This is a genomic window from Hymenobacter terricola (genome assembly GCF_017921975.2).
GTDB lineage: Bacteria > Bacteroidota > Bacteroidia > Cytophagales > Hymenobacteraceae > Hymenobacter > Hymenobacter terricola.
Map to the genome: position 1 here is coordinate 1 of NZ_JAGEMO020000103.1, position 368 is coordinate 368.

Below are 368 nucleotides of genomic sequence, written 5' to 3' on the forward strand. Positions count from 1 at the left end.
AATAAATTTCCGTTTTTGCTTGCTAACGAAGAAAAACGAGTTACCTTTGCACTCCCAAATCGAAAGAAGCGGCGCATAGCAACTCAAAACATCGGCTTTCTAGCCACAATGTCACTTCAACTGGAAGCGACACCCGTTCTTTGAATGTTTGGAAAAGACAAATAGTAAGGGCTACGGGTCGCAAGACGCGTGGCAGCAATTACGAGCGTAACACGAACGATTGAACTCGTCAAATACGGGTCGGATTAGCACTCGACATCAGCCTATTTTCGAATAGGTGCAGGAATTTATACAATGGAGAGTTTGATCTTGGCTCAGGATGAACGCTAGCGGCAGGCCTAATACATGCAAGTCGAACGGTCTTTAGC

The 368-nt window shown here is 45.4% G+C and carries 1 rRNA gene; it reads left to right on the forward strand.

The annotated features are described in order from the left end of the window. Nucleotides 1–291: 291 nt before the first annotated feature. Nucleotides 292–368 (forward strand): 16S ribosomal RNA (locus J4G38_RS25570); the annotation flags it as partial.